A 20,578-nucleotide genomic window follows, 5' to 3' on the forward strand; every position below is an offset into this window, starting at 1 on the left:
GTTGTGGGCCGTCCCACGTTGGTTACCCCTGAATAGTTGACTCTGACTATCCGAGAATGGATAGTCAGTACTGACCAAGTGATGAGGAACGTTCTCATGGCGAAGCGACGCAAGGTCTCGAACCCGCTGGCCCTCGCGGTCCTGGCCGAACTCGGAGCCGAACCGATGCACCCCTACGAGATGGGTCGCCGGCTCAAGGAGCACGGCAAGGACCGCAACATCAAGTACAACCGCAGCTCGCTTTACATGGTCGTGGAGCAGCTGCGGAAGGCCGGGTTCGTGGCCGAGCAGGAGACCGTCCGCGACACCCAGCGCCCGGAGCGCACCGTCTACGCCGTCACGCCCGAGGGGCAGGCGGAACTCCGGGACTGGATGCGCGAGTGGCTCGCCGAACCGCAGGAGGAGTACCCGGCCTTCGGGGTCGCCCTCTGCCTGCTGGTGGTACTTCCGACCGAGGAGTCGGCCGAGCTGCTCGGCCGTCGGCTGGAGGCGCTGGACGCGCGGATCGACACCTCGCGCGCCATGCTGCGCAAGGCCGAGGACATGGGTGTCCACCCCATGTTCGTGGTCGAAGAGGAGTACGCCCTCGCGTTGCTGGAGGCGGAGCGCCGCTACACCGAGAACCTCATCCGCCAGATCGGGGACCCGGAGTTCAACCGGACCCTGCAGGAGTTCATGAGGAGCCTGGAATGAGCACCACGCGTACGTCGAAGAAGAAGGCCCTGGTCATCGGCGGCGGCATCGCCGGCCCGGTGATGGCGCTGGCGCTGCGCAGGGCCGGCATCGAGGCGGAGATCTTCGAGGCCTACGAGACCTCCGCCGAGGGCATCGGCGGGACCTTCATGATCGCCCCCAACGGGCTCGGCGCCCTCGCCGCCGTCGGCCTGGAGGCGGAGGTCGGCCGGATCGGGCAGCCGGTCGGGCCGATGGTGATCGAGGACGGCAAGGGCGGGACGCTGGCCGAGTTCGCGGGCCTGCCCGACCTGCCGCGCGGGCGGCTGATGCGCCGCGCCGAGATGTACGAGGTGCTGCAGCGGCGGCTGCGCGAGGCCGGCCTCGAAGTGCGCCACGGCAAACGGCTGGTGGCCGCCGAGGAGACCGCCGACGGCATCACCGCGCACTTCGCCGACGGCACCAGCGCCACCGGCGACCTGCTGATCGGCACCGACGGCACCGGATCGACCGTCCGCACCCTGATCGACCCGGCCGCGCCCGCCGCCCGGTACACCGGGCTGCTCGGCGTCGGCGGCTACAGCCCGTACCGGCTGCCCGGACGGGCCGGACGCGGCGAGACCGTCCACTTCGCCAACGGCGCCCGGGCCTTCTTCGGGTACTGGGGCCTGGCCGACGGCAGCGGCACCGCCTGGTTCAGCAACATCCCGCAGCCCGAGCAGCTGAGCTACGAGCAGGTCCGCGCGGTGGGCCCGGAGGAGTGGCTGCGTCGCTGCCGCGAGCTGCACGCCGAGGACCTGCCCGCCCGCGAGGTGCTGCGGGTGGCCGACGCCGGGACGGTCGAGACCTTCCCCCGGCTGGAGATCATGCCGTCCGTCCCGCACTGGTACCGCGGCCGGATGGTCCTGGTCGGCGACTCGGTGCACGCGCCGTCCAACAGCTCCGGACAGGGCGTCTCGCTGGCCGTCGAGAGCGCCGTCGAACTCGCCCGCTGCCTGCGCGACCTGCCCGACCACACCGAGGCCTTCGCCGCGTACGAGGCGATGCGCCGGCCCCGGGTGGAGAAGATCGCGGCGGACGCGGAACGCACCAACAACCAGAAGGCCTCCGGGCCGGTCGCCCGGATGCTGTTCCGGGTGGTCGCGCCGATCATGATGCGGACCTTCATGAGCCCGGAGAAGATGCTCCGCCCGGTGCACGGGTACCGGATCGACTGGGAGCGGCGGGTGGCGCCGGTGTCGTCGGCGAGCCGTGCGGGGCGGGCCGCCTGACGGGCGGTCGTGACCGCGGCGTGACCGCGTTCGTCGGGGCGGACAACGCCGTACGGGGGACTTTAGCCGCCCGGCCAATCAAGTGGCCGGGCAGGCAGGAATAGCGTTCGTGCTGTGGCCTGCGTGCGACCCGCGCAGGCAATCCCCCCGCAATGAACGAAGGAGAGCGTGCGCTCTATGGACGCTGTGACCCAGGTCCCCGCGCCGGTGAACGAGCCGGTCCACAGCTACGCCCCCGGCAGCCCGGAACGGGCTCGTCTGGAGGCCAAGCTGAAGGAGCTGGGCGGCCAGGAGCCGGTCCAGCTGACCATGACGATCAACGGTGAGCGCCGGATGGGCGGCGGCACCGAGATCCACGTCGTCCAGCCGCACAACCACGCGGCTCGGCTCGGCACCCTGCGCAACGCCACCCAGGCCGACGCGCAGGACGCCATCGACGCTGCCCTGGCCGCTGCCCCGGCCTGGCAGGCGCTCTCCTTCGACTCCCGCGCCGCGATCTTCCTCAAGGCCGCCGACCTGCTGGCCGGCCCCTGGCGCGAGACCCTGGCCGCCGCCACCATGCTCGGCCAGTCCAAGACCGCCCAGCAGGCCGAGATCGACACCCCCTGCGAGCTGGTCGACTTCCTGCGCTTCAACGTGCACTTCGCCCGCCAGATCATGGCCGAGCAGCCGATCTCCTCGGACGGCGTGTGGAACCGCAGCGACCACCGCCCGCTGGAGGGCTTCGTCTACGCGATCACCCCGTTCAACTTCACCGCGATCGCCGGCAACCTGCCGACCGCGCCCGCGCTGATGGGCAACGTGGTGCTGTGGAAGCCGTCCCCGACCCAGCAGTACTCCGCGCACCTGCTGATGCAGCTGCTGGAGGAGGCCGGCCTGCCCAAGGGCGTCATCAACATGGTGACCGGCGACGGCCTGGACGTCTCCGCCGTGGCGCTCAAGCACCCCGCGCTGGCCGGCATCCACTTCACCGGCTCCACCGCCACCTTCCAGCACCTGTGGCGCGAGGTCGGCAACAACATCGCCGGCTACCGCACCTACCCGCGGATCGTCGGCGAGACCGGCGGCAAGGACTTCCTGGTCGCCCACCCGTCCGCCGACCCGGCCGTGCTGAAGACCGCGATGACCCGCGGCGCCTTCGAGTTCCAGGGCCAGAAGTGCTCGGCGCTCTCCCGCGCCTACGTCCCCGCCTCGCTGTGGGCGGGCCTCAAGGACGAGTTCGCCGCCGAGGTCGACGGCCTCACCATGGGCGACGTCACCGACCTGTCCAACTTCATGTCGGCCGTCATCGACGAGCGCGCCTTCGCCAAGAACAAGGCCGCCATCGACCGCGCCCGCGCCGACGAGACCGTCGAGGTCCTGGCCGGCGGCACCTACGACGACTCGGTCGGCTACTTCGTCCGCCCGACCGTCCTGGTCTGCCAGGACCCGGCCTCGGAGTACTTCCGCGACGAGTACTTCGGCCCGATCCTCGCCGTGTACGTCTACGAGGACGAGAAGTACGAAGAGATGCTGGCGCAGATGGAGTCGGTGTCGGCCTACGGCCTGACCGGCTCGATCATCTCCCAGGACCGCGCGGCGGCCCAGGACGCCATGCACAAGCTGCGCTTCGCGGCCGGCAACTTCTACATCAACGACAAGCCGACCGGCGCCGTCGTCGGCCAGCAGCCCTTCGGCGGTGGTCGGGCCTCCGGCACCAACGACAAGGCCGGTGCCAAGCAGAACCTGGCGCGCTGGACCTCGACCCGCTCCATCAAGGAGACCTTCGTCCCGCCGACGGACTACCGCTACCCGCACATGGGCTGACCAGCCCTGATGCCGGCCGGTCCGCCGTAGAGGCCATCGGTCACCCGCGAGGTCCGGTCCCGCAGCCGGGCATCGCCCCGCCGGGGCGGCGGTCCGCCCGCCCGTCGCCCACCGCCACCCTTCTCGGGACGCGCTGCGCGCGGCACCCCCAGATTCCGCCGCCCCGGCCCTCTTTCTGCCACCCTTGGAAACACCAGCTCCAGGAGTCACGATGCTCCGTTCCGCCCTTCTCGCGGCCTCCCGGTCCCCCCAGGTCCGCACCGTGGTCGAGAAGTTCCCCCCGACCCACGCGATAGTCGAGCGCTTCGTCGCCGGCGCCGTCCTCGACGACGCCGTCACCGCGTGCGACGACCTGGTCGCCACCGGCCGCAAGGTCACCCTCGACCACCTCGGCGAGGACACCAAGGACGCCGCCCAGGCCGCCGGCACCGCCGAGGCGTACGAGCACCTGCTCAAGGCCCTCAAGGAGACCGGCCTCGCCGCCGGTGCCGAGGTGTCGGTCAAGCTGTCGGCCGTCGGCCAGTTCCTGCCGGTGGACGGCGAGAAGATCGCGCTGGAGAACGCCCGCCGCATCTGCGAGGCCGCCGCCGACGCGGGCACCACGGTGACCCTCGACATGGAGGACCACACCACCACCGACTCCACCCTCGCCATCGCGCGCGAGCTGCGGGCGGACTATCCCTGGCTGGGCATCGTCCTCCAGGCGTACCTGCGCCGCACCGAGGCCGACTGCCGCGAGTTCTCCGGGGCCGGCTCGCGCGTGCGCCTGTGCAAGGGCGCGTACAAGGAGCCCGAGTCGGTCGCCTTCCAGGGCAAGCACGAGGTCGACCTCGCGTACGTCCGGGCGCTGAAGGTCCTGATGGCGGGTGAGGGCTACCCGATGATCGCCTCGCACGACCCCAACATGATCAAGATCGCCGGCCAGCTGGCCCAGTGGAACAACCGCACCCGGGACTCCTTCGAGTACCAGATGCTGTACGGCATCCGCCCCGAGGAGCAGCTGCGCCTCGCCGGCGAGGGCAACACCATGCGGGTCTACCTCCCGTACGGCCAGGAGTGGTACGGCTACTTCATGCGCCGCCTCGCCGAGCGCCCCGCCAACCTCACCTTCTTCCTGCGCGCCATGGCCACCCGCAACTGACCTGGCGCCCGGGCAACGCGACGGCCCGCACCCCTGACGGGGGGTGCGGGCCGTCGCGTGTTTCCTAGAGGAAGGGTTTGGTGTCCAGCTCGAAGTCGAACGGGGCGGGGAGGGCGAGCGGTTCGCCGAAGGCAGCCAGGTGTACCTCGGTGTACTCGTCCCGATGCGGCTTGGAGAAGAGGCTGACCTGTGACTTCTCGCGGTCGATGAGGAGATAGAGCGGGATTCCGGCCCGGGCGTAGCAGTGCCGGTTGGCGATGCGGTCCTGGTCGGGCTTGCTGGAGGTGACCTCGGCGACCATCTCGATGCCGTCCGGCTCCATCCATGGTGGCGCGCCTCGGAACACACGGAGCTCTTCCGGCGCGAACGTGGCATCCGGGATGACGTGGTTCTTCGGGCAGAGACCACCGCTCACCAGGCGGAGGCCCTTGTTGCTGGAGAAGCTCATGTCGGTCTTGGAGTGCCGGATCACCTGCTTGGTCAGGTGATTGATGTGGTCCTCGTGATCGCCGTCCGGCGGTGGTGCCACGATGATCTCTCCATCGATGAGCTCAGCCCGGAAGCCTTCGGGGGAGTGCAGGCTCAGGAAGCTCTCCAGCAGGATGTCGGCCTGCGACGGGGAGTTCGTGATCGGTTGCTCATGCGCCACAGCACTCATGATGCCCCTCCTTCGGATGGACGTCACGCTATTCGCCCTTCGGTCGGGTTATGCAGTACACGGCGGGTTTTCACTCGATGGTGTGAGTTTGAGCCCGGCGTAGGATTCCGGTGCTGGTCAACTGGGTCCTGGGCGAGAGGAGTTGGGGATGCTGAAGCAGTTCGAGGGGTTGTCCACGCCGCTGGTGGCGGATGCGTGCGTGCGGCTCGGGGTGGGGTTGCGGGCGGCGCCGGCGGGGGTGGCGGCGGTGACCGCAGGGGCCCGGGCCGCGGGGCGCGCGCTGCCGGTGCGGCACTACGGGAGCGTCGACGTGTTCCTGGAGGCGTACGGCGGGGCCCGGGACGGGGACGTCCTGGTGATCGACAACGGCGGGCGGACGGACGAGGCCTGCATCGGGGACCTCGCGGTGCTGGAGGCGCGGGCCGCCGGGGTGGCCGGGATCGTGGTCTGGGGGCTGCACCGGGACACGCCGGAGCTGCTGGAGATCGGGCTGCCGGTGTTCAGCTACGGCGCGCTGCCGCTCGGGCCGCTGCGGCTGGACGGGCGGGAGCCGGAGGCGCTGGTGTCGGCGCGGGTCGGGCCGCACCTGGTGACCGCCGAGGACGTGGTGTTCGCCGACGCGGACGGGGTGCTGTTCGTGCCCGCCGACCGCGTGGAGGAGGTACTGGAGACCGCCGCCGCGATCGCCCGGACCGAGCGTGCGCAGGCCGGGCGGATCGCGGCCGGGAACACGTTGCGCGAGCAGACCGGGTTCGAGGAGTACCTGGAGCTCCGCGCGGCCCGTCCGGACTACAGCTTCCGGCAGCATCTGCGCACGGTCGGCGGGGCGATCGAGGAGTAGGTCGGCTACAGCGGGCGGTACATGACGTGCAGGCCGACGTAGCCGTCCACCGGGTGGAGGAAGGCCTCGGGGACGGTGCCGACGATCTCGAAGCCCAGTGACCGGTAGAGCTTGACGGCGTGGTGGTTGTTGGCGACCACCGCGTTGAACTGCATGGCGCGGAAGCCGGCCCGGCGGGCCCAGTCGAGGGTGTACTCGACCAGGGCCCGTCCGATGCCCTTGCCGTGGTGCGCCGGGTCGACCATGTAGCTGGCGCTGGCCACGTGCGCGCCGTTGCCGGGGCGGTTGCGGTTCATGGTGGCGGTGCCGAGGACCGTGCCGTCCTCGTCGACGGCGACCACCGTGCGGTCGGGAGCGGACTGCATCCACCACTCCCGGCCCAGCTCGGAGGGCATGTCGAGGGGGTAGGGGAAGGTCTCGCCGGCGGCGACGACGGTCCGGAAGAACGGCCAGATGGCCGACCAGTCCTCGGGGGTGGCTTCGCGGATGTGCATCACAACAGGATGATCGCCAACGGGCGGTCGGGCCAGCGGTTTTCCGGTGCTCGCCGAGGGGCGCGGCTCAGCTGCCGAGGACGGTGCCCTCGACCTGGCGGGCGGCGAAGGCCTGGCCCTTGGCGTTGGGGTGCACCACGGCGTACTTGAGGGGGACGACGCTGGTCAGCACACCGTCCAGCCAGTGGTCGGCGTCGCAGACGCTGTGCCCGGCGGAGCCGGAGTAGAGGTCGACGTAGTCGGCCTGCCGGGCCGAGGACTGCCGCGCGATGACCTGGTTCAGTGGTTCCAGGATGCGGGTGCGGGCCCAGGTGAGGTCCCCGGCGGTGAAGGTGGCGAACTGCAGCAGGTTGCCGTACTGGCAGAGGCGGGCGTTCTCGGGGATCAGGTGCGGGTACCCGACGGTGAAGATCCGGGCGGACGGGGCCTTCGCCTGCAGCGCGCCCAGCATGGTGTCGTAGTTGTTGCGCAACTCGGAGAAGCGGCCGGCCAGTTGGGTGTCGTACTTGTCCTTGCAGGGAGTGCCCAGGCCGAGGTGGGCGGCGCCGAGTTCGATGCAGTCCTTGAGGATGCCGGCGAAGCCGAGGTCGTTGCCGCCGATGCCGACGGTGACCACCTGGGTGTCCGGGTCGACGGCGTCGATCTGCGGCGGGACGGGCGGGTAGGGGGCGTTGGGGTCGGTGCCGAGCGGCGGCAGCGGGCGGCCGAGCGGGCTCTGCTTGTTGGCGTGGACATCCGGGGTGGTGGCGCCGCTGCAGCTGACGTTGCTCAGCTCGGACATGGAGCCCAGGTCGCCGCGGATGATCTCGGGGTACGAGCCGGTGGTACGGGCGCAGCCGTCCTGGGGCGCGGTCAGGTCGCCGGCGGCCTCGATGACGCCCGCCGTGTAGGAGTCGCCGAGGGCGGCCCACTTCAGCGCGGCGGCGTGGGCGGCGGGCCTGGTGGCGGGGTTGGTGGCGGCCTGGGCGGCGGAGGGGGCGATGAGGCCGGCGGTCAGGGCGACGGCGGTGCCGGCGACGGCGAGGCGGGACGGGAAGCGGCGCACGGTCTCTCCTCAGCGGTGGAAGGGAGAGTGCTCTTCACCCCCCTGAGAGTCAATCGAGTCGATCCGTGGACGACTTGATGCCCCAGGGGGGTGAATCCGCAGGTGCCGAACTGACGTTGGGTTCGGAGGAGGACGGCGTCGGAGAGGACGGCGTCGGAGAAGTCGGAGAGGACGGCGTCGGAGAAGACGTCAGAGCAGGGCGGCGGACGGCTCGATCATCGCGCGGGCGGTCTTGCCGTCGACGAACTCGCCGAGCGCCGTCATCTCCCACTCGCCGGAGGGGCGGCGGACCAGCTTGCACATCACCACGCCGGTGCGCGGCTCGGACTGGGTGAGGTCGAAGCGGACCAGTTCCTCGTCGGTGCGGACGTCCACCAGGCGGCAGTAGGCGTTGCGCAGCTCGGTGAACTTCTGGCCGGAGAAGGAGTTGACCACGAACACCAGCGCGTGGACCTCGGCCGGCAGGCCCTCCAGGTGAACGGTGATCGCCTCGTCGTCGCCGCCGTCACCGCCGACCAGGTTGTCGCCGGAGTGGGCGATCGCGCCGTCGAAGATGGTCAGCTTCATGAACCAGGCCGTCTCCAGGCGCTGGTGCCGGGAGTCGAAGGCGAGGCAGGAGGCGTCCAGGTCGATGTCCCGGCCGCGGGCGGCGGACTCCCAGCCGAGGGCCATCCGGACGGAGGAGAGGAAGGGGCGGCCGTTCTTCACCAGGGAGACGGAGCTGCCCTTCACCAGGCTGACCCGGCCCTTGTCCAGGGTGACCTTGGGCCGCTCGGCGGGTGCCGGGGCCGCGGGGGCGGCCGGGGCCGGAGCCGGGGCCGGGGCCGGGGGCATCGTGGGCATCGACGGGACGGTGGCGAGGGCGATCCGGGGGTCGACCGGGGGCACCGGCGGTGCCGGGGGGACCGGCGGCAGCGGCGGGGCGGGCGGGGCGGGCGGGGCGGCCTCGGCCGTGGAGTGGATCTGGACGGTCGGCGCGCTCGGCGAGGTCGGGGCAGGAGCCGCGGCCGGGACCGGCTGCGGCGTCGGAGCGGGGGAGTCGTCGACGGTGACGCCGAAGTCGGTGGCGATGCCCGCCAGACCGTCGGCGTAGCCCTGGCCGACCGCGCGCACCTTCCAGACCCCGTTGCGCCGGTAGACCTCGACCACGATCAGCGCGGTCTCCAGACCCAGCCGGGGCGGGGTGAAGGTGGCCAGCACCTCGCCGGTGTCGGCGTCCCGGAGGGTGGCGGTGGGCTCCATCCCGGCGAAGGTCGCGGACTGGTCGGCCGGGCTGGCGGTGATCACGACCTTGCTGATGTCGGCCGGGACGGCCGGGGTGTCGACGGTGATCGCGTCCGGCGCTCCGGCGGTGGCCGGGCGGAGGCTGACGCCGGGCCCGTGCGGGGCGTTGAAGAAGACGAAGTCGGCGTCCGAGCGGACCTTGCCGGCGTCGGTCAGCAGCAGGCCGGAGACGTCCAGCGCCTTGGGCGCGGTGACCTCGACGGTCACCCGCGCGGCGGTCAGCGGTGCATTGCCGCCTTGGGTCAGGACGGTGGACAAGGCTCCTCCTCGGGTGCGGAACGACGGCCCGGGCCGGGGCCGGTGGGGCGCCGGGCCGGGTGCTGCCCACAGTAACGAACGTGGGTACGGGGATGAGCCCGGTGAACTGCCTGATCGTCGGACGGCCCGGCCGGCTTCCGGGACCGGCTGGCGGGCCGGGCGATCGGAGCGCCGGACCGGAGCGCCGGGCCGGAGCGACGGGTCGGATCCGAGGGCCGACCGCCGACCACCGACGGGCGGTCAGCGGGCGTGGGGCGCCCGGTGCTGGGCGGGCTGCGGGAGCAGCGGGCCGAAGCCGCCGAGTGCGGCGACCGCCCGGGGGTGGTCGATGCCGAAGGCGGCGGCGTTCCAGGTCTCCTGCGGGCCCGGCCTGCGCACCGGACCGACCTGGTCGGCCGGGCGGGTGCCGCGCACCACGAAGGCGTAGCGGCCGGGCTTCACGTCCGCGCCGGGCGGGGTCGTGAAGCGGTAGACCAGGGTGCCGTGTTCCTGCTGGGTGGTCACCATGGCGCCCGGGAGGTCGGTCCAGACGGCGCCGTCGCCGGGGGCCAACTCGCCCGGCGCGAGCCGGAATTCGGCCTGCAGAGCGGTGACCGGCTCGGCCACGGTGAGGTCGAGCGCGTGCCGGAGGCCGTCGCGTCCGACCGTGGCGGTCAGGCCGGCGCCGGTCAGGGCCTGGTCGGCCTCCGGGGCGGAACCGTCGGTGACGGGTGCGTCGGTGGCGGCCGCGTCGGCGGCGGGGGTGCCGGGGATGCCGGTGGTCGGCGGTGGCAGCGGGCGGCCGGGGGCGGGGCGGGGCCGGGCCGGGGTGGTCGACTGGAGCCCGGGCGGGTGCGGGGACTGTCCGGCGTCGGTCTGTCCGGCGCCCACCTGCGCCGCGCCGACCTGACCCGCGCCGACCTGACCCGCGCCGACCTGACCCGCGTCGGGGTGCCCGCTGGAGGGCGTGAACGACGGGGGCGGTGTGGACGGCCGGGCCGATGGCGAGGCCCCGGGGTTCGGCTGCCCGCCCGTGCCGGTGCCGTTCGCGGGGGCATCGGCCGAGGGCCGGGGGTCGTGCCCGGCGGAGGCCTGGCCGCCGGTCGGCGGCGTGACCGGGACGGCCGCCCCCGTCCGCAGGCCGTCCGGGGGCGTGGCCGCGGCGTTCGCCGGGCCGGACGGGTGGGCCGAGGGGCGCCCCGGGGGCTTCGGGCCGTGCGGACGGCCGGCGGGTGGCGCGGGTGTGTCCGTGGCCCGGTCGGAGGCAGCCTCTGCCTGGTCGGTGGCACCGGGGCTGGGCGGCGGGGTGGTGCCGACCCGGGCGACGCCGGCCCGACGGCCGACGCCCTGCTGCTCGTTCAGCAGGAGGGTGGTGGCGATGCTGATGCCGACGACGGTGGACATCGCCATCGCGGCGCCGGAGAAGCGGAGGGTGGGCAGCCGGAACCGGCCGCCGAACGGACGTGGCCGACCGTGCCGACCCTGCCGTGCGGGCTCGTGCTGCACGTCCCACGCGGTCTCCCCACGCACAGCCACCGGACCCCTTCCTCCCCGAAGTTGCCGTCGCGTCGCCGTATTCTCCCACGCACCGGCGACGGGCCCGGATCCGGCCGTCCCGGGCCGGTTCCCGCCGCGGGCCCGCGGCGGGAGGGGGAGAGCGTACCAGCGGCCGGCCGGAGGACGGACGAGATCGCTCGATTTTCCGGACATCCGTTCGGCGAGCGGAAGTTGACGGTCCGTCCGGTGCGCCCGACCGGGATCGGTCGGGCCCGGAGGAACGTTGTTGCAACCCCCTTGCAACCCTTGCCCACCCGGCGGCGGTGGCGCAGGCTGATGGCATCCCGCGCCGTTCCCGGAGAGACCGTCATGCCGCCCGACCCGCTGTCCGCAGCCTCCAGTGCCCCCCTCGCCGCCACCCCCACGGGCGGCGATGGGGGCGGCTCCACCGCCGCTCCGGCGGCGGTGGAGGAGGTGCTGGTGCTGCGGATCTCGCTGGGCGACGAAGTGGTCGGCGAGGTGCGCACCCGGTTCCGCTTCGACGCCGCGCGCCCCTACGAGGTGCTGCTGACCTTCCACCTGGGGCGTCCGGACGAGGCGGACTGGGTGTTCTCCCGCGACCTGCTGCGTGACGGCCTGCAGACGCTGAGCGGCCAGGGCGACGTCAAGCTGTGGCCGGCGTACTGTCCCTGCCACGGCTCGACGCTGCACCTGGCGCTCGAATCCCCGCACGGCAGTGCCCTGCTGGAGGTCTCCAAGCCCCGGGTGCAGGCCTGGCTGGACCGCACCTACACGCTGGTCTCGGTCGAGCAGGAGCGCGACTGCGGCCCGACCGACGCCCAACTGGCCGCACTGCTCGCGGGCGGCTGATCCCCGGCCCCGCCGCTCGAACGCCGTGAGGGCAGCGGCGGGGGCACGGGGGAAGGCGGCGGAGGGGGCTGGGGCGCCGCGGCGCCCGGCAGCCGTACCCGGTCCGCCGCCAGCTCCGCCCGCAGCCGCCGTACGGCCGGCGCGGTGGAGGAGGGCAGCAGGTCGTACGGGTCCTCCGGCCCCTGCACGGTGACCAGCACCGAGTCGGCGAAGCGGTACGGCCGGTGGGCCAGCAGCCCGCCCAGGTAGCGGCGCAGCCGGGACAGCTCGGCCCGGACCGTCACCGTCCGCCCGGCGTCGCCGAACAGCGCCTCGGCGAGCTGCGCCGCGGTGCTGCCCTCGCGGGTGGTGGCGAGCAGCAGCAGCAGTTCGGCGTGGCGCGGGCTGACGGGGTGCGACCAGCTGTCGGCGGCGCCTCGGACGGACAGTTCGGCGCGGTCCGGCCTGCGCAGGTCGAGCAGGAGCCGGGCGCCCTCGGCCTGTTCGGTGCTCACCGTGCCGGAGCCGTCCGTCCCGGGCGGGCGGACCGGGCGCACCAGCCAGCCGTCCGCGATCGGTTCCAGCACGCACTCGCCCAGCCCCGGCACCCAGTGCACGGCGGCCGGGGCCCAGCCGTCGCTGGGTATGCGGAGCCGGCTGGGCGGCGGCAGCCCGGCGGCGGCGGCCGTCCAGCCGTCCGAGTCCACCACCAGGGCCGGGCCGCCGACCCGGGCGAGCAGCGGGGCGGCCAGGGTGCGCAGCTGGTTGAGCGCCTCCAGCCGGTGGGCGCGCAGCTCGGTCTCGGCGAGCCGGGCGGCGGTGGCGGTGAGCTGGAGCAGGTACGGGCGGACGTTGTGGGCCGGGCCGCTGAGGTTGATCGCGCCGACCAGCCGGCCGGTGGCCGGGTCGTGCACGGGCGCGGCGACGCAGGTCCAGGTGTGGTGGCTGCGCAGGTAGTGCTCGGCGGAGTGGACGTGCATCGGGCGCTGGGCGCGCAGCGCGACCGCGATGCCGTTGGTGCCGACGCTCTCCTCGATCCAGCGGGCGCCGGTGACGAAGCCGATCCGGTCGGCGCTGCGGCGCAGGCCGCGCTCGCCGTCCTGCCAGAGGACGTGGCCCTCGGCGTCGGCGATGGCGAGGATCAGCGGCGTCTGGCCGCCCGGCCCGAGCAGGGTCTCGCGCAGCACCGGCATGACGCTGTCGAGCCCGCTGGACCGGCGGCGCTGCTCCAGCTCGGCGGGGCCGAGCAGGACGGCGGCGGCGCCGGTGTCGGGGTCGAGGCCGAGGCGGCGCAGCCGGGCCCAGGAGTCGCCGATCTCGGGGCGGGGTTCGAGCAGGCCCGGCCCGTTCGATCCGCCGGGGCCGCCCGGCGCGTTCGATCCGCCGGGGCCGCCGGGGCCGCCGTTCTCGGGGAGGGAGAGTTCGCGGGCGGCGGCGTCGGCGAGGGTGCGCTCGTGGACCTTGGCCAGCTCCGCCGCGGTCGGCGGGGTGCGGCGCTCTGGTCGTCGGGACTGCCGTCCGGTCTGCCGCACTCGTGTAGCTCCTCGCCGCCGTTCGAGGACGCGCCGGGGTCGACGCGCTGACGAAAGCGTACGGGTGCGGTGCGCGCGGGGGGACGGGGTCTGCCAAGTCCGCATACCGCTCGGTACGGAAACCGTTCCCAGGTAGCCCGGTGCTCGGTGCGGGGCGGCTCGGCGGGGCTTCCCGGTCGGGCTTCCTAGCGGGGCGCGCCCGGTTCGTGCTGGGCGGCCTCGACGGTGCGGTGCAGGTCGGCGGTGGCCTCCAGGGTGGCGCCGGTGGTCAGCGCCAGGCAGGCGGCCAGGGCCAGGGCGACGGCGCGCAGCCGGGTGGCCGGGGTGCCGGCGGGGCGGGGCTGGAGCAGGGCGGCGACCCGGCGCGGGACGGGGCCGGAGTGCGCGGCGGCGACCAGTCGGGGCCGGGCCGGCCAGGGCGAACGGCTGGCGGCGAGGGCGGCCCGGCCGACCGCGCGGGCGGTCACGGCACGGTCGCCGACCCGGGCCGCGGCCACCTCGTCGGCCCAGCGCTCCAGGTGGTACCCGAGGGGCGCGCGCAGCGGGCGGAGCGCCGGGTGGAGGTCGGCGGCGTGCTCGGCGAGGGCGAGGAAGACGTGGTGGCGCCCGGTCAGGTGGGCGCGTTCGTGGGCGAGCAGGGCGGAGCGCTCGGGGCCGCTGAGGGCGCGCAGCATCCCGGAGGTGACCACGATCCGGCCGGGTTCGCCGGTCCGGCCGGGGCGGCGCAGGCGGCCGGGGAGGGCGAAGGCGTCGGCGTGCTCGTCGTCCAGCACGGTGAGCGGGTACTCGGCGGGCTGCCGCAGCAGGGCCGACAGCGACCGGAACCACCGGGTGGCGCGTGCGCGGCGCACGGAGGCGCGCAGGGGGCGCATGTCCGCATGCTGGTCATCCGCGGGGGCGCCCGAGTGGGGCGCGGCTGAATGCGGAGCGGCTGGGTACGGAGCGGCGGCGGGCACGGCGTGAAGTGCGGGCGCGAGGGGACGTGCGGGCGCGACGGGCAGTGCGGCCCGGGCGGCCCGCAGTTCCAGCCGGCGGTGGTGGGCGGTCCGGACCGCCAGTGCGGCCAGCGCGGCGAGCACCAGGCCGGCCAGCGCGGCCGCGACCGGCGCGCCGGGCGCCGCGGCGGTGAGCCAGGGCAGCGAGAGGTGGCCGAGGGCGGCGACCGGGGGCAGCTGGAGCAGCCCGGCGGTGGCCAGCAGGCCGAGGGAGCAGAGGGTGCCGCCGGCCAGGACGGTGGCGGTGCCGGCCAGCAGCCAGGCGGCGGCCCGGGGCGACAGCGACTCGGCGAGGCGGCGGGCCAGCGGGACGGCGAGGAAGGGCAGCAGCAGCGGCACCCAGACGGCGAGCATCACGGTGCGCCCGCCGATCCCGGTCCGCCGTCGCCGAGCAGTTCGCGCAGCAGCTGCTCGTCCTCGGCGGAGAGGTCGGAGACGAAGCGGGCGAGCACGGTGGAGCGGTCGGCCTCACGGCCGAGCTCGGTGTGCATCCGGCGGGCGGCGAGGCCCGCGGTGTCCTGGACGGTCGGGGTGTACGCGTAGGCGCGGCCGGCCCGGGTCCGCTCGACCGTGCCCTTGTCGTGCAGCCGGGCCAGGATCGTCGCGATGGTGGTGCGGGCGAGGTCCCCGCCGAGCGCCGTCTGGACGTCCTGCGGCGTCATCGGCTGCCGGGCGGACCAGAGGGCGGCCAGCACCTCGGCCTCCAGCTCCCCGGCGGGCCGGCGGGCGGACGGTACGTCGGACATGGCGGCGCTTCCTCCAGCTTTCGTCTACAGTCATGTAGACCGTCTACGTCACTGTAGACGGTCTAGGGCGGGTCCCCACCGAGAATCGTGGTGAGACCGCCCCCCAACGTACGGGAGGTCCGCCAGCCTTGCTTCAGTTCCCTGCCGATCCGGCCGCTCACCTCGCGGTGGGACCGCACCTCGCGGTGGCCTCCCACCTCGCGGTGAACCCGCTGGACGCGTCCTCGCTGCTCGCCGCCTTCGGCGCGCTCGGCATCGCCGTGGTGCTGTTCGCCGAGACCGGCCTGCTGGTGGGCTTCTTCCTGCCCGGCGACTCCCTGCTGTTCACCGCGGGCCTGCTCTGCGTCCCCGGCGCCACCAAGGGCCCGCAGCTGCACCTGTGGCAGGTGCTGCCCGCCGCCCTGGTCGGCGCGCTCGCCGGGGCCCAGGTCGGTTACCTGATCGGCCGCCGCGGCGGCCGGGCGCTGCTGGGCCGTACCAAGCGCAAGAGCCTGCTGGAGGGCGTCGAACGGGCCGAGGAACTGCTGGCCAGGTACGGGCACGGCAAGGCGATCGTGCTCGCCCGGTTCATCCCGGTGGTCCGGACGGTGCTGAACCCGCTCTGCGGCGTGCTCGAAGTGCCGGTCCGCTCGTTCACCGTCTGGCAGGTGGCCGGCGGCGCGGTCTGGACCGTCGGCGTGGTGCTGGCCGGGTACGGGCTAGGGTCCTCGGTACCCGGCATCGACCAATATCTGCTGCCGATCATCGGTCTGGTAGTAGTTGTCTCCGTGCTCCCCATTGTTCTCGAACTGTTCCGCGCCCGTAAGGCGCGCCGTCACGGAGGTGACGTGTGATGTCTTCTCGGGCCCTGGCCGTCTACGACGGCAGCGGGATCGACGGCAGCCTCTACACCCGGGTCAACGGGTGGGCTCAGTCGGCCCCGCACTGGCTGGACGACGTGATCAAGATCTGGTCGGCGATCGGCCTCGGCCTGTTCGCGCTCTTCATGCTCCACGCCTGGTGGCGGGCGCGCGGCGCCGAGTCCGCGGTGATGGCCAGGGTGCTGGCCTCCCCGGTGATCGTGGTCGTCGCGTACGGCGTCAACTCCGTCCTCAAGAACATGGTCGAAGAGGTCCGGCCGTGCGCGCAGATCCCCCGCAGCGTCTCGCTGGAGACCTGCCCCAGCGCGACCAGCGGTGACTGGTCCTTCCCGAGCAACCACTCGGTGATCGCCTTCGCCGCCGCGATCTCGCTCTGGTTCGTCAGCCGCCGGCTCGGCGCCGTCGCCACCCTCTTCGCGGCGCTGATGGCCGCCTCCCGGGTCTGGGTCGGCGTGCACTACCCGCACGACGTCGCGGTCGGAGCGCTCGTCGGCACCCTGGTCGCGCTGGTGCTCGCCCCGATCGCCGGACGCTGCGGACCGCTGGTGGACCGGATGCGGGCCGGCGCGCTGCGGCCGCTGCTGGGTCCAGGCGCGGTGCCGGTGGTGACCCGCGGGTACACCTCGCACCGGGCGCGGTGACACCCGTCGCCGTAGTGCCCATTTCGTGAGCCGCCCGCCCCTTGTCCGGTTTCGGACGGCGGGTGGAGCATGTGAGCCGGGCGTGGGGCCCCTGACCGGGGCGCCCGCCCGGCTCAGTCGTTCTCAGGCGCGCCCGGGGCGCGGAGGCACCGGGCGCCGGCGAAGGGAGTGCCGAATGCCGTACCGACTCGACATCACGCAGGGGGACTGGCCGGGCGACCTGCTGCACAAGGGCGTCGAGGGCCTGCTCGCCGAAGCCATGGTGCTCACCCTCGCCACCGCCGGCCACGAGCACGGACCGCACGCCAACCTGGCCTTCTTCGCCCACGACGAGGACCTCGTCCTGTACTTCGTCAGCGAGCGCTCCACCCGGCACAGCCACCACCTCGCCGAAGAGGCCCGGGCCGCCGCCACCGTCTTCCTGCCGCCACCCGCCTTCGGCGAGCAGCTGCGCGGCCTCCAGCTGACCGGCAGCGCGAGCGAGGCCTGGGGCCGGCAGGCGGAGGCGGCGCTCGCGGCGTACCAGGGGCGCTACCCGTCCTTCGCACAGGACGAGGAGGTCCGCCGCCAGTACCTCACCGGCGGCGGGGCGGCGGCGCTGTACCGCTTCCAGGTCGAGGAGCTGACGGCCGTCGACGAGCCGAACTTCGGGCGGCGCAACTACCTGCGGGCCCGGGTGGTGCGAGGTTAGCCCTGCCCGATGACCGTGCCCCGCCGGAACGGCACCCGGCGCGGACGGCCGTTGCGGACCACGGCCACCCCGAGGCCGGCGACGCCGGCCATCAGGACGGCGTCCAGGGCGCCGGCGATCGCCAGGTCCTTCGAGAAGTCGACGTCGTCCGGGGCCGCCGCGGCCGCGACGCCCTCCGGGTCGTAGCGGACCAGCAGCCGGTCGCCGACGGCGTGCGCGTGGAGGCTCCCGTACACCGTGCCGTTGGGGATCGGCAGGCCGAGCTCGCCGACCAGGTCGTACGTCGAGTTCGGGTGCTTGTCCTGGGGGTGGTCGTGGACGGCGGCGACCCGCGCGGTGACAGTCACCCCGCGGGCGTCGAGGATCACCGCGTCCCGGGCCGAGACCGCCTCCCCGATCGCACCTCCCCCCAGCGCGACCGACACGATCGCCACCCAGCAGCCCACCGGGCCCAGCAACCGGACCAGCCCGACGATCCAGGCGACCCCGACCACCAGCCCGAGCAGCAACGCCGTGCCGAACCCCGCGTACGTGCTCACCGCCACCAGCCCGAACGTCCCCGCCGGCACGGCCAGCGCCAGCGCCACCGTCAGCAGGATCGTCCCGCGTCTGCTCCTCGGTCCAGCCATCTCTTCCCCCCGGTGCTCGCTACGACGGGGTGGAAGCGTACGCCCGGACCCTGACGCCCTCCGGGCGGGGTGTCAGGTGGCCGCGTCGAGGCTGTGCTGCGACGGGTACGGCTGTTCAGCGCGCGTGGGCGGCTCCGGAGAGTCCGGAGCCGCCCACGAAGGGTCCCTCAGCCGGCTGCAGCCTGGCTCCCACGATGAAAGCTGGCTCGGCCTTCCCTGTCCAAGGCATCCAGGGTGTCAGGGTCGAGGGCGGTCGCGGGCTCCGGGGAGAGGTGGTCACTCCAGAGATTGACCTGTACTCGGAGGTCGGCGAAGTTGAAGGCCCTACTGTCATCCATGATGACTTCTCCGCCTCGTTCGTACATGAGGATGAGAGGCTCGAACGGATCCGGCAAGTCCGGAAGTTGCACCCCTGGAGTGTCCCGCAAAGTTGCCCACCGTACGGCCGCGCGGCAGACGAACTCGGCTGAGACGCCTTCGACGCGCTCCTCGATGTACTCCTCAAGCCGCTCAGCCACCTCGGGGTCCACCCGGACTTCCGGGGCGAGGGCCCCTGCGATGTCGAAGTAGGGCCACCGCGGCGGGCCGCCCAGTACCTCGGCCCAGAGTGCAGCGCGGCGAAGGTATTCGATCATCAGCCACGCCCGGGACGCAGCGTGCGCGTTGCGGCCTTCCATGTTGGTCCACTTGATGTCGGTCAAGCGCCCCATCACTGCTTCAGCGAGACTCTTGCTCATTTGCGTGCCACCACTCCAGAACTGATTGGGCCAGCAGGTCGATATTCGAGAGGTCGTCCGCGATCGGCATGTCGGGCGGCTTGATCCCTAGCTCTTTCCAGTGCTTCAGTGTGCCCGGTTCTTCGATGGTGAGGGGGAAGCTGTCCCCGGAGATCGGAGCCAGGTCATGCGCGCCGACATTTCCTGGCCGAGGCTCGTATCCGTTTACCCACGCACTTGGATCGTCTGAACGGTACGGCAGGCCCGCCTCCATGAGGATACTCTCGACGTATTCGTGGGCAATGATGCCACGGACGACTCCGAGAGTAAAATCCGAGGCATTCCAATTTCTGGCGCGAAGCCAATAGGTTGCCAACTCGTTATGGGCATTGAAATATTCCCCGTCCACCACTTTGTCGCCAGGGCCGAACTGCACCTTGTGTCTGGTCAGGAAAAGGTGTTCCTTGGCCTTGGCGACGATATTCGGGTCGATCCCGGTGTTCTCGGCGATCCGTGGTACGTCGTCCGTCATCGCGCGGATCTTCTCGTATTTCGGCAATGCCTCAGGGTCACTTCGAGCGGCGTATTCCGCCTTGAGGTCCCCTGCCGGGATGTTCTCCGAACTCGGCGGGATCCGGTCCGGGGTCAGGTTCGCGCCCGAGGTGCCGGGACGTACTCCGCCGGTCGACTCGGTGGATGCGGTCGGCTTGGTGGCGGGCACTTCCACCGTGGGGCGCTTGCCGGTGCCACGGGGTCCGGCGGCGCTGCCGACGGCGCCGACGATGAGGTCGAGGGGCATGACGGGGCCGGTTTTGAAGGCGGTGTCGTAGCCGTAGGTGAGGCCGGCGCCGGTGATCATGCGGCCGGGGACGGTGTCGGCGGCGTTGGCGACCTTGGCGAGGCCGGCGAGGGCGACGGAGGCGCTCTCGGCGCGTTCGGCGGCGTTGACGACGACGCGGCCGCCGGCGCCGAGGCCGCCGCCGGCGGCGCCCATGATTTCGCCGGTCTTGGCGGAGTCGACGGCTTCGGTGAGGCTGTAGCCGCCGTCGCCGAAGAGCTCGACGCGGATGGGCTGGGCGACGGCGAGGTCGACGGTGATGGCCTCGACCGCGCCGAAGGCGGCGCCGACCAGCACGGTGGCGGCGATGGTGGCGATGGCCTCTGAGACGCCGACGCCGATGGATGCGGCGGTGGCGACGATGCCCGCGGCGGTGGCGGCGGCGATGTCCGCCGAGATGCTGAAGGTGACGATGGCCAGGGCGGCGCCGACGACGAGGGTGCCGCCGACGATCGCGGCCTCCTCCTCCAGCTTCTTGATCGCCTTGTCGACCTCGTGGGCGAAGTCGCGCAGCGCCTTCGCCAGGGCGCGGCAGGCGTCGGCGGTCTCGGGGAGCCAGCCCTTGCCCTTGCCCGCGGCGTCCTTGCCGCCGTAGTACCGGGCCCAGAATTTGCCGAAGGCGTCGATCGCGGGGCCGTGGTTGTTGGCGACGATGGCGGCGGCGGCCTGGTTGGTGGGGACGGTGACGTTGTCGATGGCGGTGGCCATCGCCTCCCACGCGTCGGCGACCGTGCGCAGCTTGTCGGGGTCGGCGTCGGGCCACCACATGCCGGTGACCTTCTGTACGGCCTTCGCGGCCGCGGACTCACCCATGCGTCACCCCCGACCGGTAGGGAACGCCGGTCATCAGGTGAGGTCCTTCCGGGCCTTGGCGTCCGCGTCGGTGTGGTTGTCGGCGTGGGCGACCAGGCCGTCGTGGATGCTGGTGAGTCCCTGGACCAGGACGTCGAGCCCGGAGAGCACCTTGTCGTGCGGGCCGTTGTAGGCCGTCGCGAACTCGTTGCCCTGCTTGTCGCTGCCCCAGGGGCTGCCCGCGTCGGCTAGACGAGTAGTTCCGAAGTCGGCTGGGTTTGCCGGTTCTGCTCCGGGCATGCAGGGAGGGTGTCCAGCATTCGGGTTGTGACGACCGAAGAGC

20 protein-coding genes and 1 pseudogene are annotated in these 20,578 nt (G+C 72.9%); 10 read left to right on the top strand and 11 right to left on the bottom strand.

The features are described 5' to 3' along the window. The first annotated feature begins 96 nt into the window (after positions 1–96). The 4 genes from ACZ6Z8_RS37710 (at position 97) to ACZ6Z8_RS37725 (ending at position 4,890) form a co-directional block, all read left to right on the top strand. Positions 97–693, top strand: a complete 597-nt coding sequence (locus tag ACZ6Z8_RS37710; protein ID WP_402820930.1) for a PadR family transcriptional regulator — start codon at positions 97–99, stop codon at positions 691–693. Further along, entirely contained in the window at positions 690–1,943 is a 1,254-nt protein-coding gene (locus ACZ6Z8_RS37715) for an FAD-dependent oxidoreductase (protein ID WP_465614482.1), read from the top strand. Before ACZ6Z8_RS37710 ends, ACZ6Z8_RS37715 begins: the two co-directional genes overlap by 4 nt. Positions 1,944–2,120: 177 nt before the next feature. Then, positions 2,121–3,749 carry an L-glutamate gamma-semialdehyde dehydrogenase gene (gene pruA / locus ACZ6Z8_RS37720; RefSeq protein ID WP_465614483.1) on the top strand — a complete coding sequence of 543 codons (1,629 nt, stop codon included), beginning with the start codon at positions 2,121–2,123 and terminating at the stop codon, positions 3,747–3,749. A 211-nt stretch (positions 3,750–3,960) separates the two neighbouring features. After that, positions 3,961–4,890 (top strand): proline dehydrogenase family protein, encoded by a 930-nt coding sequence (locus tag ACZ6Z8_RS37725; RefSeq protein ID WP_033354877.1) that lies wholly within the window; start codon positions 3,961–3,963, stop codon positions 4,888–4,890. A 64-nt stretch (positions 4,891–4,954) separates the two neighbouring features. On the opposite strand, the gene ACZ6Z8_RS37730 is transcribed toward ACZ6Z8_RS37725, so the two are convergent. After that, entirely contained in the window at positions 4,955–5,548 is a 594-nt protein-coding gene (locus tag ACZ6Z8_RS37730) for a Uma2 family endonuclease (protein WP_465614484.1), read from the bottom strand. Between the two features lie 148 nt (positions 5,549–5,696). Here ACZ6Z8_RS37730 and ACZ6Z8_RS37735 point away from each other — a divergent pair, with 148 nt between their 5' ends. After that, on the top strand, positions 5,697–6,389 hold the full coding sequence (locus ACZ6Z8_RS37735; RefSeq protein ID WP_465614485.1) for an RraA family protein: 693 nt from the start codon (positions 5,697–5,699) through the stop codon (positions 6,387–6,389). 5 nt (positions 6,390–6,394) lie between these two features. Here ACZ6Z8_RS37735 and ACZ6Z8_RS37740 read toward each other — a convergent pair whose 3' ends face one another. The 3 genes from ACZ6Z8_RS37740 to ACZ6Z8_RS37750 all read right to left on the bottom strand — a co-directional run bounded on the left by ACZ6Z8_RS37740 (position 6,395) and on the right by ACZ6Z8_RS37750 (position 9,470). Then, positions 6,395–6,883: a GNAT family N-acetyltransferase gene (locus tag ACZ6Z8_RS37740; RefSeq protein ID WP_465614486.1), complete on the bottom strand. Its 489-nt coding sequence runs from the start codon at positions 6,881–6,883 to the stop codon at positions 6,395–6,397. 67 nt (positions 6,884–6,950) lie between these two features. Next, positions 6,951–7,928: an SGNH/GDSL hydrolase family protein gene (locus ACZ6Z8_RS37745; RefSeq protein ID WP_465614487.1), complete on the bottom strand. Its 978-nt coding sequence runs from the start codon at positions 7,926–7,928 to the stop codon at positions 6,951–6,953. Positions 7,929–8,117: 189 nt separating this feature from the next. Further along, positions 8,118–9,470 carry a TerD family protein gene (locus ACZ6Z8_RS37750; protein WP_465614488.1) on the bottom strand — a complete coding sequence of 451 codons (1,353 nt, stop codon included), beginning with the start codon at positions 9,468–9,470 and terminating at the stop codon, positions 8,118–8,120. A gap of 831 nt (positions 9,471–10,301) precedes the next feature. Between ACZ6Z8_RS37750 and ACZ6Z8_RS37755 the strand changes: the two are divergent. Continuing rightward, positions 10,302–10,364 (top strand): annotated as a pseudogene (locus ACZ6Z8_RS37755) (hypothetical protein); the annotation flags it as partial. Between the two features lie 951 nt (positions 10,365–11,315). Further along, complete coding sequence (locus ACZ6Z8_RS37760) at positions 11,316–11,816, top strand: SsgA family sporulation/cell division regulator (RefSeq protein WP_465614496.1); 501 nt, start codon at positions 11,316–11,318, stop codon at positions 11,814–11,816. Here ACZ6Z8_RS37760 and ACZ6Z8_RS37765 read toward each other — a convergent pair. The 3 genes from ACZ6Z8_RS37765 to ACZ6Z8_RS37775 form a co-directional block, all read right to left on the bottom strand. Then, on the bottom strand, positions 11,735–13,327 hold the full coding sequence (locus tag ACZ6Z8_RS37765; protein ID WP_465614489.1) for a GAF domain-containing protein: 1,593 nt from the start codon (positions 13,325–13,327) through the stop codon (positions 11,735–11,737). The genes ACZ6Z8_RS37760 and ACZ6Z8_RS37765 overlap by 82 nt on opposite strands. Before the next feature lie 185 nt (positions 13,328–13,512). After that, complete coding sequence (locus ACZ6Z8_RS37770; protein WP_465614490.1) at positions 13,513–14,676, bottom strand: M48 family metalloprotease; 1,164 nt, start codon at positions 14,674–14,676, stop codon at positions 13,513–13,515. Further along, the gene (locus tag ACZ6Z8_RS37775) at positions 14,676–15,068 is read right to left on the bottom strand and encodes a BlaI/MecI/CopY family transcriptional regulator (protein WP_380413018.1); all 393 of its coding nucleotides are present in this window, start codon (positions 15,066–15,068) and stop codon (positions 14,676–14,678) included. Before ACZ6Z8_RS37775 ends, ACZ6Z8_RS37770 begins: the two co-directional genes overlap by 1 nt. 167 nt (positions 15,069–15,235) lie before the next feature. Here ACZ6Z8_RS37775 and ACZ6Z8_RS37780 point away from each other — a divergent pair, with 167 nt between their 5' ends. The 3 genes from ACZ6Z8_RS37780 (at position 15,236) to ACZ6Z8_RS37790 (ending at position 17,260) form a co-directional block, all read left to right on the top strand. Then, positions 15,236–15,901, top strand: coding sequence for a DedA family protein (locus ACZ6Z8_RS37780; protein WP_465614497.1), 666 nt, complete (start codon positions 15,236–15,238; stop codon positions 15,899–15,901). Then, positions 15,901–16,569: a phosphatase PAP2 family protein gene (locus tag ACZ6Z8_RS37785; RefSeq protein WP_465614491.1), complete on the top strand. Its 669-nt coding sequence runs from the start codon at positions 15,901–15,903 to the stop codon at positions 16,567–16,569. The genes ACZ6Z8_RS37780 and ACZ6Z8_RS37785 overlap by 1 nt, the downstream gene beginning before the upstream one ends. Before the next feature lie 175 nt (positions 16,570–16,744). Next, the gene (locus ACZ6Z8_RS37790) at positions 16,745–17,260 is read left to right on the top strand and encodes a pyridoxamine 5'-phosphate oxidase family protein (protein ID WP_465614492.1); all 516 of its coding nucleotides are present in this window, start codon (positions 16,745–16,747) and stop codon (positions 17,258–17,260) included. Here the strand turns inward: ACZ6Z8_RS37790 and ACZ6Z8_RS37795 are convergent. From ACZ6Z8_RS37795 to ACZ6Z8_RS37810, 4 genes are all read right to left on the bottom strand, one after another. Beyond that, positions 17,257–17,889, bottom strand: a complete 633-nt coding sequence (locus ACZ6Z8_RS37795) for a hypothetical protein (RefSeq protein ID WP_465614493.1) — start codon at positions 17,887–17,889, stop codon at positions 17,257–17,259. The genes ACZ6Z8_RS37790 and ACZ6Z8_RS37795 overlap by 4 nt on opposite strands. Before the next feature lie 167 nt (positions 17,890–18,056). After that, complete coding sequence (locus ACZ6Z8_RS37800) at positions 18,057–18,599, bottom strand: hypothetical protein (protein WP_465614498.1); 543 nt, start codon at positions 18,597–18,599, stop codon at positions 18,057–18,059. Between the two features lie 7 nt (positions 18,600–18,606). After that, positions 18,607–20,256 carry a WXG100-like domain-containing protein gene (locus ACZ6Z8_RS37805; protein WP_465614494.1) on the bottom strand — a complete coding sequence of 550 codons (1,650 nt, stop codon included), beginning with the start codon at positions 20,254–20,256 and terminating at the stop codon, positions 18,607–18,609. A 33-nt stretch (positions 20,257–20,289) separates the two neighbouring features. Then, positions 20,290–20,535, bottom strand: a complete 246-nt coding sequence (locus ACZ6Z8_RS37810; RefSeq protein WP_465614495.1) for a hypothetical protein — start codon at positions 20,533–20,535, stop codon at positions 20,290–20,292. Positions 20,536–20,578 lie beyond the last annotated feature (43 nt).

The sequence above is a fragment of the Kitasatospora sp. NPDC101108 genome (genome assembly GCF_055584725.1).

Coding starts and splice junctions, on each gene's coding strand:
- ACZ6Z8_RS37710 (WP_402820930.1), top strand. CDS start 97: ATGGCGAAGCGACGCAAGGTCTCGAACCCGCTGGCCCTCGCGGTCCTG.
- ACZ6Z8_RS37715 (WP_465614482.1), top strand. CDS start 690: ATGAGCACCACGCGTACGTCGAAGAAGAAGGCCCTGGTCATCGGCGGC.
- pruA (WP_465614483.1), top strand. CDS start 2,121: ATGGACGCTGTGACCCAGGTCCCCGCGCCGGTGAACGAGCCGGTCCAC.
- ACZ6Z8_RS37725 (WP_033354877.1), top strand. CDS start 3,961: ATGCTCCGTTCCGCCCTTCTCGCGGCCTCCCGGTCCCCCCAGGTCCGC.
- ACZ6Z8_RS37730 (WP_465614484.1), bottom strand. CDS start 5,548: ATGAGTGCTGTGGCGCATGAGCAACCGATCACGAACTCCCCGTCGCAG.
- ACZ6Z8_RS37735 (WP_465614485.1), top strand. CDS start 5,697: ATGCTGAAGCAGTTCGAGGGGTTGTCCACGCCGCTGGTGGCGGATGCG.
- ACZ6Z8_RS37740 (WP_465614486.1), bottom strand. CDS start 6,883: ATGCACATCCGCGAAGCCACCCCCGAGGACTGGTCGGCCATCTGGCCG.
- ACZ6Z8_RS37760 (WP_465614496.1), top strand. CDS start 11,316: ATGCCGCCCGACCCGCTGTCCGCAGCCTCCAGTGCCCCCCTCGCCGCC.
- ACZ6Z8_RS37770 (WP_465614490.1), bottom strand. CDS start 14,676: ATGCTCGCCGTCTGGGTGCCGCTGCTGCTGCCCTTCCTCGCCGTCCCG.
- ACZ6Z8_RS37775 (WP_380413018.1), bottom strand. CDS start 15,068: ATGTCCGACGTACCGTCCGCCCGCCGGCCCGCCGGGGAGCTGGAGGCC.
- ACZ6Z8_RS37785 (WP_465614491.1), top strand. CDS start 15,901: ATGTCTTCTCGGGCCCTGGCCGTCTACGACGGCAGCGGGATCGACGGC.
- ACZ6Z8_RS37790 (WP_465614492.1), top strand. CDS start 16,745: ATGCCGTACCGACTCGACATCACGCAGGGGGACTGGCCGGGCGACCTG.
- ACZ6Z8_RS37795 (WP_465614493.1), bottom strand. CDS start 17,889: ATGGCTGGACCGAGGAGCAGACGCGGGACGATCCTGCTGACGGTGGCG.
- ACZ6Z8_RS37800 (WP_465614498.1), bottom strand. CDS start 18,599: ATGGGGCGCTTGACCGACATCAAGTGGACCAACATGGAAGGCCGCAAC.
- ACZ6Z8_RS37805 (WP_465614494.1), bottom strand. CDS start 20,256: ATGGGTGAGTCCGCGGCCGCGAAGGCCGTACAGAAGGTCACCGGCATG.
- ACZ6Z8_RS37810 (WP_465614495.1), bottom strand. CDS start 20,535: ATGCCCGGAGCAGAACCGGCAAACCCAGCCGACTTCGGAACTACTCGT.